This window comes from Microbacterium sp., from assembly GCF_052102115.1.
Taxonomy (GTDB): domain Bacteria; phylum Actinomycetota; class Actinomycetes; order Actinomycetales; family Microbacteriaceae; genus Microbacterium.
On the sequence record NZ_JBQDVP010000070.1, the window covers coordinates 1 to 9,824 of the forward strand.

The window sequence follows — 9,824 nt, forward strand, 5'->3', positions numbered from 1 at the left end:
CTGCCGGGCCACGGCACGCGCGACGACGTCACGCGGGGCGAGCTCACCGTCCGGATGAACATCGAACACGAACCGGCGACCTTCGTCGTCGACGAGCGCTGCCCCCTCGCCGCGCACGGCTTCGGAGATGAGGAACGCGTCACCGGCATCCAGAACGGTCGGGTGGAACTGCACGAACTCCAGATCCGCGACCTCGGCACCGGCGCGGATCGCCGCGGCGATCCCGTCGCCGGTCGCCCCGACCGGATTCGTCGTGTGCGCGTACAGCTGCCCCGCCCCGCCACTGGCCAGGATGACGGCATCCGCATTGATGCCGACGGGGGCACCGCCGCGCAGCATCCGGATGCCGTGCGCAGCACCGTCATGCGTGAGAACGTCCACGAGCAGCGCGTGCTCGATCACCTCGACGTTCGCGTCGCGCACCTGCGCGACCAACGCCCGCGAGATCGCAGCACCGGTGGCATCGCCGCCGGCGTGGACGATGCGAGCGTGCGCATGGGCGGCCTCGCGGCCGAGCAGCAGTGTCCCCTCGGCGTCACGGTCGAATGCGACGCCGCGGGCGATGAGTTCCGCGATGCGGGCGGCGCCGTCGTGCACGAGAACGTCGACGGCCGCGGTATCCGACAGGCCCGCACCCGCCGAGAGGGTGTCCGCGGCGTGCTGCTCCGGCGAGTCGCCCGGGCCGTACACGCCCGCAATACCGCCCTGGGCGAGCGCGGTGCAGCCGCCGCCGAGCGCGTCCTTGGTCACGAGCGTCGTCCGATGCCCCGCATCCGAGGCGTGCAGTGCCGCGGTGAGCCCGGCGATGCCGGAGCCGACGACGACGATGTTCATGCGCGAGGCTTCGCTGCCAGCATCCGCTCGAGGGCGATCCGGGCCGGGTCGGCGACGTCCGAGGTCACCGAGATCTGGTTGACGACCCGTCCGGCGACGAGTTCTTCCAGCACCCAGGCGAGGTACCCGGGGTGGATGCGGTACATCGTCGAGCACGGGCAGACGACCGGGTCGAGGCAGAAGATCTCGTGCTCTGGGAACTGCGCGGCAAGTCTCCGCACGAGGTTGATCTCGGTGCCGATCGCGAACGTCGTCGGCTCTGTCGCGCCGGCGATCGCCCGGCGGATGTAGTCGGTCGAGCCTGCTTCGTCTGCGGCATCCACGACCTCCATCGGGCACTCCGGGTGCACGATCACGCGGACATCCGGATGCTCGGCCCGCGCCTGATCGATCTGCGCGACGGTGAACCGGCGGTGCACGGAGCAGAAGCCGTGCCAGAGGATGACCTGCGACTCTTCGAGCTCGGTCGCCGTCGAACCGCCCACGGGACGGCGCGGATTCCACATCGGCATCTGCTCGAGCGGCACGCCCATCGCCTTGGCGGTGTTGCGTCCGAGGTGCTGGTCGGGGAAGAACAGCACGCGACGGCCGCGCTCGAACGCCCACTCCAGCACCGTCTCGGCGTTCGATGACGTGCAGACGATGCCGCCGTGGCGTCCGACGAAGCCCTTGATCGCGGCCGAGGAGTTCATGTAGGTGACCGGGATCACAGGGACGCGGCCGTCGGCGTCGGTCTGATCGAGTGGACCGAGGACGTCGGCGAGCTGCTCCCAGCAGTCCTCGACCTGGTCGATATCGGCCATATCGGCCATCGAGCAGCCAGCCGCGAGATTCGGCAGGATGACGGCCTGGTCGGGCGTCGAGAGCAGATCGGCGGTCTCGGCCATGAAATGCACGCCGCAGAAGATGATCGCGTCGGCATCAGGATGCTCCAGCGCAGCGTTCGCGAGTTGGAACGAGTCGCCCACGTAGTCGGCGTGCTGGACGACCTCTTCACGCTGGTAGAAGTGTCCGAGCACGACGGCGCGGTCGCCGAGAGTGGCCTTGGCTGCCCGGATGCGACCGTCGAGCTCTTCTTCGCTCGCCTCGCGATATTCGGCGGGGAGCTCACCCTGTTGCGGGGCGCCGGTCGGAATAACGTCGCCCATAGAGGAACCAGGGCCGTAGGCGGGGGCGCTGTCGAACGTCCAGGGCGCTGCGGCGAGGTCGGTGCTGCAGGAATCCGCCGGCGCCGCCTGGATCAGATGGTCGACGGACGGGTCTGTGATGCGGATGGTTGACGTGGGCATCGGAGCGCCGCCTTCTGGTCATATCGACACTTAGTGTGCGATTCCAGATTATGTCGGAATGACTTTAAGTGCAAAGTGTGGCGCCGCGTATGACGATCGCCGGTCGTTGAGCGAGCGAAGCGAGACGAAACGGGTTGAGCGAGGAGCCGTAGCGTGTCCTGAGGTGAAGGCTTCGACTCCCTACGGTCGCTCAGCCCGTTTCGTCTTCGGCGCTGCGCGCCTGCGCTCAACGACCCGTAGAGGAGCCACCCGGTCGTTGAGCGAGCCGAAGGCGAGACGAAACGTGTTGAGCGAGCGCAGCGAGTCGAAGCCGCTCAGTCCGCAGGAGCCAACCGGAACAACCGCGCCGGACGATGCTTGCCGGTGCGGAACGACTCGGTCGGCTCCAGCTCATCGGATCCCTCGAGCAGCCGACGGAAGTTCGACGGATCCAGTCGCCGCCCGAGCACCGTCTCGTACACCTCGCGCAGCTCGGTGAGCGTGAACTCGTCGGGCAGCAGCCCCGCCCCGATCCAGCTGTAGCCGACCTTGTTCCGCAGCCGCCACAGCGCGTACTCCACGATGCGGTTGTGGTCGAAGGCGAGGGTGGGCAGGTCATCCACGTCGAACCACTCGACATTCTCCGGCGCGTCGGCGGCCCCCTGTTGGGCGTCGACGAGGTCAGAGCGCAGCAGCGCCCAGTAGATGATCGAGACGGCGCGCGTGGGGGAGCGGTCGACGTCGCCGAAGGTGTAGAGCTGTTCGAGATAGCTGGGTTTCAGAGCGGTCGTCTTGGCGAGGGTGCGGGATGCCGCAGCATCCAGGTCTTCGGCGGGATCCAGCCAGCCGCCGGGAAGAGCCCAGGAATCGAGATGAGGCTCACGGGTCCGCCGGACCAGCGGCAGCATGAGCCGGTCGCCATCCGCGCCGGCTCGCAGTGAGAAGATCACGGCCGACACGGCGACGCGGATCGTCCCAGAGCTGTCAGCAATTGCGGTCACGCCGTCGAGCCTAGATGAGGGCTGCCGCTATGCTGGGAGCATCAAGTGAACACAGGCCAGCATGACCTGCACGGGAGAGTCCGATGAGTGCGATCGGACACCGAAGGAGCAAGCCTCCCCGCCAATCTCTCAGGTACCCCTACCGTGCATGTCCGGCCGCTCTGAAGAGCGATGCTCACGCATCCGCCGACGGTGAAAGCCCCGATCGCCCGCCAGGGGTGGAACGGGCGAAACTCTCAGGCCCATGACAGAGGGGGAGTTCTCGGATACCGTGCATTCCGTACGGCATCCTTCCGACGCAACGGGAGAACTCCATGACTGAGGCACGCGACACACCGCTCCGTGAGCGACATGAGTCGCTGGGGGCATCCTTCACGGACTTCGGCGGCTGGCAGATGCCGGTGCGCTATACCTCCGACCTTGCCGAGCATCATGCTGTGCGCGAGGCCGCAGGACTCTTCGACATCTCACATATGGCGGAGTTTCTCGTCCACGGCGGCGAAGCTGCCGCCTATCTCGACTACGCGCTCGCTGGACGGCTCTCGACGATGAAGATCGGCAAAGCGAAGTACTCGCTGCTGCTCGCCGAGAACGGCGGCGTCATCGATGACGTCATCGTCTACCGGCTCGCAGAAGATCGTTTTCTGATCATCTCGAACGCGGGGAACCGGGATGCCGTGGCTGAAGCTCTCGCTGCGAGGCTTCGGCTCCCTCCGGTCGCTCAGCCCGCTTCGTCTCGCTCCGCTCGCTCAACGACCGATGGTGTCGCTGTCGAGGACGTCTCGGACGCGTATGCGCTGCTGGCCGTACAGGGCCCGGCATCCGAGGCGATCGTCGCCGCGATCGACGGCATCACCGACCTCACCATGCCGTGGGCAGAGCAGAAGTACTACGCCTGGACCGATGCGCTCTTCGCCGGCCAGCCGCTGCTGATCGCCCGCACCGGTTATACCGGCGAGGACGGTTTCGAGCTTCTCGTGCGCGCAGAGGACGCATCAGCTCTGTGGGATGCCGCGCTCGCCGCGGGCGAGCCGCACGGCCTCGTCGCAGCAGGGCTCGCGGCCCGCGATACTCTTCGCCTCGAGGCGGGCATGCCGCTGTACGGCCACGAGCTGTCCCTCGATATCAAGCCGGCCCAGGCCGGACTCGGTCGCGTTGTGGCAGCCGATAAAGACGATTTCGTCGGCAAGAACGCGGCCGCGCCCGCCGCCGACGCTCGCGTCCTCGTCGGTCTCACCGCTGAGGGCAAGCGTGCCGGACGCGCGGGCTACGCCGTCGTCGCCGACGACGACTTGGTCCTTGGCGAGATCACGTCGGGTGCGCTCAGCCCGACGCTCGGCCACCCGATCGCGATGGCCTTCATCGACCCCTCGTCAGCTGACGAGGGAACCACCGTCAATCTGGATGTGCGGGGGAAGAAGATTCCCGCAACCGTGACCGCCCTGCCTTTCTACCGGAGGAAGAAATGACTGATCTCAACAACCTGAAGTACAGCGAAGAGCACGAGTGGGTCGCCGTCGACGGTTCCGTCGCAACGATCGGCATCACGGACTTCGCCGCCGACGCGCTCGGTGACATCGTCTTCGTCGAACTGCCCGAGGTCGGCACCGAGCTGACCCGCGGTGATGTCTTCGGCGAGGCCGAGTCGACCAAGTCGGTCTCTGAGTTGTACGCCCCCGTCACGGGCACGGTCGTGGAGGTCAACGACGCCGTCGTCGACGACCCGGCACTGGTGAACACCTCGCCGTTCGAGGAAGCCTGGCTGGTCAAGGTCGATTTGGCAGACGGCGCGGCCGACGGCCTGCTCGACCGCGCCGCGTACACCGCACTGACGAAGAGTTGATCGCCGTCGTGACCGCATTCGCCGATCGCCATATCGGAACCACCATCGAGACCCAGCGCACGATGCTGGAGGCCCTCGGGCTCGCAGATGCCGAGATGCCCGTCGAGGCTCTGATGCATCAGGCGGTTCCGAGTTCCATCCTGACCGCGCCCACCGGGTCGTCTGTCATCCCTCCCGCCGCGACCGAAGCTGAGGCGCTCGCCGAGCTGCGCGGCTTCGCCGCGCGCAACACGGTGAACACGCCGATGATCGGCCTGGGCTACTACGGCACGATCACCCCGAGTGTCATCCAGCGCAATGTCCTCGAGAACCCGTCCTGGTACACGGCGTACACGCCGTACCAGCCGGAGATCTCGCAGGGGCGCTTGGAGGCGCTGATCAACTTCCAGACGATGGTCGCCGACCTCACCGGACTCACCACCGCGAACTCGTCGATGCTCGACGAGTCCACCGCCGTCGCCGAGGGGATGCTGCTGGCCCGCCGTGCCTCGAAGGTGAAGTCGCCGGTGTTCGTCGTCGATGCCGACGCGTTCCCGCAGACCAAGTCGCTGCTCGCCACCCGCGCGTCGGCGTTGGGCATCGAGCTCGTCGAGCGCGATCTCGCCGGAGGCGAGGCTCTGCCCGACGAGCTGTTCGGGGTGCTCGTGCAGTACCCGGCGGCATCCGGTCGCATCTGGGACCCATCTGCGGTCATCGAGGCGGCGCACCTCGCGGGCGGCCTCGCCGTCGTCGCCGCCGATCTGCTCGCCCTCACTCTGATCTCCTCGCCCGGCTCTCTCGGCGCGGATGTCGCGGTGGGCACCACCCAGCGCTTCGGTGTGCCGATGGCGTTCGGCGGCCCGCACGCCGGGTACATGGCCGTGCGTCAGGGGCTCGAGCGTCAGCTGCCCGGTCGCCTCGTCGGCGTCTCGGTGGATGCCGAAGGCAAGCCCGCGTACCGCCTCTCGCTGCAGACGCGCGAGCAGCACATCCGTCGGGAGAAGGCCACGTCGAACATCTGCACCGCTCAGGTGCTGCTCGCCGTCATGGCGTCGATGTACGCGGTATATCACGGCCCGGATGGGCTGCGCCGGATCGCGGGAGATGTCGCCTCGCGCACGTCGACGTTCCACGACCGGCTCGTCGAGGCAGAGGCCGACGTCGTGCACGGTGCGTTCTTCGACACGGTCGAGGTGCGCACCGCGGATGCTGCGGCACTCGTCGCCCGCGCGCACCATGAGCACGGCATCCTGCTGCGCCTGGTGGATGACGGCACGGTCGGGATCTCCGTCGATGAGACGACGAGCGACGCCGATCTGGATGCTGTCGCCTCTCTCCTCGGCGCCAAGCCCTCCGCCTTCAGCACGCGGGGCATTGAGCGAGCCGAAGGCGAGACGAAACGGGTTGAGCGAGCGCAGCGAGTCGAAGCCAACGCTCTGCCGCAGGAACTCCTCCGCCAGGACGAGTACCTCACCCACCCCGTCTTCCACATCCACCACAGCGAGACCGCCATGATGCGGTATCTGAAGAGTCTCGCCGATCGCGACTATGCGCTCGACCGCGGCATGATCCCGCTCGGCTCGTGCACCATGAAGCTCAACGCGGCGACCGCGATGGCATCGATCACCTGGCCGGAGTTCGCGCAGATCCACCCGTTCGCTCCGGAATCCGATGTCGCCGGCTACCTCGAGATGATCGACCAGCTTGAGGGCTGGCTCGCCGAGGTCACCGGCTACGACGCGGTCTCGCTGCAACCGAACGCCGGTTCGCAGGGTGAGCTCGCCGGCCTCCTGGCGATCCGCGGATACCACCTCGCGAACGGCGACGAGCACCGCACCGTGTGCCTCATCCCGTCGTCCGCGCACGGCACGAACGCAGCATCCGCTGTTCTCGCCGGCATGAAGGTCGTCGTCGTGGCCTGCGACGAGCTCGGGAACGTCGATCTCGACGACCTGCGCGCGAAGATCGCGTCGCACGCAGACGAGATCGCCGCCCTCATGATCACGTACCCGTCCACGCACGGGGTGTACGAGCAGGACGTCGTCGAGATCACCTCGGCGGTGCACGAGGCCGGCGGCCAGGTGTACGTCGACGGTGCGAACCTCAATGCGCTGCTCGGCTTCGCGCGTTTCGGCGATCTCGGCGGCGATGTGTCGCACCTGAACCTGCACAAGACGTTCGCGATCCCGCACGGAGGCGGCGGGCCCGGTGTCGGACCGGTGGCGGCGAAGGCGCATCTTGCGCCGCACCTGCCCTCGCACCCGCTTCAGCAGCGTGCCACGCATGCCGGCGGGTACGAGTTCGGCGGCGGAGTGGTCTCAGGGGCACCGTACGGTTCGGCCGGCATCCTCCCGATCTCGTGGTCGTACGTGCGGATGATGGGTGCCGAAGGACTGCGGGATGCCACAGCCGCCGCCGTCCTGTCGGCGAACTACATCGCCGCGCGCCTCGGCGAGCACTACCCGGTGCTGTACACGGGCGCCAACGGACGGGTCGCGCACGAGTGCATCCTCGACCTCCGCCCGCTCAAGGAGGCCACCGGCATCACAGTCGACGATGTGGCCAAGCGCCTCATCGATTACGGATTCCACGCACCGACCATGTCGTTCCCCGTGCCGGGAACCCTGATGGTCGAGCCGACCGAGTCGGAGGATCTCGGCGAGATCGACCGGTTCGTCGAAGCGATGATCATGATCAAGCACGAGGCTTCGCGCGTTGCAGCGGGGGAGTGGAATGCCGACGACAACCCGCTCGTGAATGCGCCGCACACCGCAGCATCCCTGATCGCGAGCGAGTGGAACCACCCTTACACCCGCGAAGATGCCGCGTACCCCGTGCGCTCACTGGTGGCGACGAAGTACTGGCCTCCGGTGCGCCGGATCGACCAGGCCTACGGCGACCGGAATCTCGTCTGCGCGTGCCCGCCCATCGAGGCTTTCGCCTGACCCAGCCCCCGACCCCTTTCCCCTCCCGCGAGACTGCATTCCGCGGATGAACCGGCGCGGAATCCGCGGGATCTCGTCCGCGGAATGCAGTCTCACCGGCGGAACACCGGCACGACGGGCGCGGCGCGGCAGGCGGTCAGCAGCCGACGCGGAGGGCGGTCAGCGGCCGATACGGCGGAGAGTCGCGAGAAGCACCGGGTCGGGGCGATCGATCGGCTCGAGGCCGGCGGCGACGAGGAGCGACGCGATGCGTCCGGGAACGGCAAGATCGTCCCAGCCCCAGCGGGCGAACCCGGCGGCCTGACGCCGCATACGATCTTCGCGCTGCTTCTCGTCGCGCAGAGCCTGTCGGGGATCCTCCGCGAGGTCGTACTTGGCATCGCCGTCCGCCTCGCCGATGACGCGCTGAGCGATCCAGCAGAAGTCCGAGCGGTCGATGCCCAGCTCCCACGGGAACTCCACCTGCAGCGTGGGCATCTCGAATCCGTTCCACTCGATCGAGCAGAGGCTGAGGGACTCGAGCACGGACTCCGGAATCGGGCTCGCCCGGTCTATGACCCAGCCGGCGTGGAGCGCGCCGCGACTCGAGCTGCGGGAGGCGTTCTCGGCGCTGAGCGCTGCGGAGGATATTCCGGGGTCGATTCGCATCAGAGCATCCGCGTACGCCCGCCCTTCCGCCCACGGACGGCTTCGTGCGAGGTCGATGGCGGTGCTCGTCGGCGAAGTGAGCAGGATGCCATCGACCTCGACGATGTCACGGGTGTCACGGGTGGTGTGGATCCGCAGCGCGGCGCTGGAACGGGCATGGCCACCTGGTCTGAGAACGTGCACAGGGCGTGATGCCCAGGCGATGGACGGACCCCACAGCGCCGCTGCCGACTCGTCGACGATGACGCTGCGGGGATCGTAGAGGACTTGCGCATGCACCCGCGCGAGGTATCGATCCCAGGGAGTGAGCGCCTGCCACTCGGCGGCATCGGCGTAGACACCGCGGCGGACGCGTTGCATTCCGGGGACCCGGTCGCTGCGGCGACCGGCGTCGTCTGACTGATGCCAGAGATGCAGGTCGATCGGGCTGGTGCGTAGCATCCGCCCACTCTCACAAAGGTGCGGTACCCGCGTGACCCGGGTTCCCCCCGTCCTGTGGACAACTCCGCGCATTTCACCTTCGTGCAGAAGGAGTGAAGCGCCCTGAGTTTGTTGGAGACTCCTGACCTTGGAAACGAGGATGGGGTTATGCCGAAAGAGCAGACAACAGGGAAGCCGACGACGCGTCGGTATTCGCCGGAGGAGAAGGCCGCTGCGGTTCGGATGGTGCGGACGCTGCGAGCTGAGTTGGGGACCGAGCATGGGACGGTGCATCGGGTCGCATCGCAGCTCGGATACGGAGTCGAATCCGTCCGGCTTTGGGTCAAACAGGCTGACGTCGATGATGGGGTCGCGCCGGGCGTGAGCACGGCCGAGGCTCGTCGGGTGCGGGAGCTTGAGCAGGAGGTCCGGGAACTGCGTCGGGCCAATGAGATCTTGAAGAGGGCTGCGTCTTTCTTCGGGGCGGAGCTCGACCGCCAACATCGGAAGTAGTCGCGTTCATCGACGCGAACAAGAACGACGTCGTCGAGGGTCGCCCGCTCGGAGTCGAGCCCATCTGCAGCTTGTTGCAGGTAGCTTCGAGCACCTATTACGCCGCGAAGGATCGTGCGCCATCGGCGCGGGCGATCAGCGATGCCGCGCTCATACCGGCGCTGGTGTCGCTGTGGACGGACAACTACTGCGTCTATGGGGTCCGCAAGCTCTGGAAGACCGCCCGTCGCAGTGGGATCGACATCGGTCGGGATCAGACCGGCCGGCTCATGCGTGCTGCGGGCATCGAGGGCGCGACACGGAGCAAGCGTGTCAAGACGACCAGGCCTGATCCGGCCGCCGCGCGGCACCCGGATCTCGTCAACCGTGAGTT

General features: G+C 67.4%; 7 protein-coding genes, 1 pseudogene and 2 riboswitches. Of the genes and pseudogenes, 4 read left to right on the top strand and 4 right to left on the bottom strand.

The window, feature by feature from the left end; all coding sequences use genetic code 11:
- From ACTICP_RS14635 to ACTICP_RS14645, 3 genes are all read right to left on the bottom strand, one after another.
- The coding region (locus tag ACTICP_RS14635) for an FAD-dependent oxidoreductase (RefSeq protein ID WP_441893618.1) at window positions 1-834 on the bottom strand (834 nt) is incomplete at its 3' end.
- A complete protein-coding gene (gene nadA / locus ACTICP_RS14640) occupies window positions 831-2,123 on the bottom strand; it encodes a quinolinate synthase NadA (protein ID WP_441893620.1) in 1,293 nt (430 codons plus the stop codon). The genes nadA and ACTICP_RS14635, both read right to left, overlap by 4 nt.
- 314 nt (window positions 2,124-2,437) lie before the next feature.
- Window positions 2,438-3,103, bottom strand: a complete 666-nt coding sequence (locus ACTICP_RS14645; RefSeq protein WP_441893622.1) for an NUDIX hydrolase — start codon at window positions 3,101-3,103, stop codon at window positions 2,438-2,440.
- A 61-nt stretch (window positions 3,104-3,164) separates the two neighbouring features.
- A riboswitch (glycine riboswitch) is annotated at window positions 3,165-3,258 on the top strand.
- Window position 3,259: 1 nt separating this feature from the next.
- A riboswitch (glycine riboswitch) is annotated at window positions 3,260-3,361 on the top strand.
- 56 nt (window positions 3,362-3,417) lie between these two features.
- Between ACTICP_RS14645 and gcvT the strand changes: the two genes are divergently transcribed.
- The 3 genes from gcvT to gcvP all read left to right on the top strand — a co-directional run bounded on the left by gcvT (window position 3,418) and on the right by gcvP (window position 7,870).
- On the top strand, window positions 3,418-4,572 hold the full coding sequence (gene gcvT, locus ACTICP_RS14650) for a glycine cleavage system aminomethyltransferase GcvT (protein ID WP_441893624.1): 1,155 nt from the start codon (window positions 3,418-3,420) through the stop codon (window positions 4,570-4,572).
- Complete coding sequence (gene gcvH, locus ACTICP_RS14655) at window positions 4,569-4,946, top strand: glycine cleavage system protein GcvH (protein ID WP_441893626.1); 378 nt, start codon at window positions 4,569-4,571, stop codon at window positions 4,944-4,946. Before gcvT ends, gcvH begins: the two co-directional genes overlap by 4 nt.
- A 62-nt stretch (window positions 4,947-5,008) precedes the next feature.
- Window positions 5,009-7,870: an aminomethyl-transferring glycine dehydrogenase gene (gcvP, locus tag ACTICP_RS14660; protein WP_441893630.1), complete on the top strand. Its 2,862-nt coding sequence runs from the start codon at window positions 5,009-5,011 to the stop codon at window positions 7,868-7,870.
- 159 nt (window positions 7,871-8,029) lie between these two features.
- Here gcvP and ACTICP_RS14665 read toward each other — a convergent pair whose 3' ends face one another.
- Window positions 8,030-8,959 (bottom strand): hypothetical protein, encoded by a 930-nt coding sequence (locus tag ACTICP_RS14665; RefSeq protein ID WP_441893628.1) that lies wholly within the window; start codon window positions 8,957-8,959, stop codon window positions 8,030-8,032.
- Window positions 8,960-9,106: 147 nt separating this feature from the next.
- On the opposite strand from ACTICP_RS14665, the pseudogene ACTICP_RS14670 reads away from it, so the two are divergent.
- A pseudogene (locus ACTICP_RS14670) lies at window positions 9,107-9,824 on the top strand (IS3 family transposase); the annotation flags it as partial.

Coding starts and splice junctions, on each gene's coding strand:
- nadA (WP_441893620.1), bottom strand. CDS start 2,123: ATGCCCACGTCAACCATCCGCATCACAGACCCGTCCGTCGACCATCTG.
- gcvT (WP_441893624.1), top strand. CDS start 3,418: ATGACTGAGGCACGCGACACACCGCTCCGTGAGCGACATGAGTCGCTG.
- gcvH (WP_441893626.1), top strand. CDS start 4,569: ATGACTGATCTCAACAACCTGAAGTACAGCGAAGAGCACGAGTGGGTC.
- gcvP (WP_441893630.1), top strand. CDS start 5,009: ATGCTGGAGGCCCTCGGGCTCGCAGATGCCGAGATGCCCGTCGAGGCT.
- ACTICP_RS14665 (WP_441893628.1), bottom strand. CDS start 8,959: ATGCTACGCACCAGCCCGATCGACCTGCATCTCTGGCATCAGTCAGAC.